This window comes from Campylobacter sp. 2018MI13 (genome assembly GCF_018501135.1).
Classification (GTDB): Bacteria; Campylobacterota; Campylobacteria; order Campylobacterales; family Campylobacteraceae; genus Campylobacter_E.
Genome location: NZ_JAHCZC010000328.1, coordinates 1 through 246, shown reverse-complemented (window position 1 = coordinate 246; position 246 = coordinate 1). Strand labels below are relative to the sequence as shown.

1 pseudogene is annotated in these 246 nt (G+C 41.9%); it reads left to right on the top strand.

Features of this window, described 5'->3' with window-relative positions:
* A pseudogene (locus KJQ99_RS10240) lies at positions 1–246 on the top strand (50S ribosomal protein L3); the annotation flags it as partial.

The window sequence follows — 246 nt, the reverse complement described above, 5'->3', positions numbered from 1 at the left end:
AAAGACACGGATTTGCAGGTGGTCCAGCAAGTCATGGTAGCCGTTTTCACAGACGCTCAGGTTCTATAGGTAACCGCGAGTGGCCAGGTCGTGTTCAAAAAGGACGCAAAATGGCGGGGCATTTTGGTAATGAATTAGTTACTGTTAAAAATGAAGTTGTTTCATTTGACGCTGAAAATGGTGTTTTAGTATTAAAAGGTAGCGTTGCAGGTTATAATGGTGCAATGGGTAAAGTAAGGATTGTAA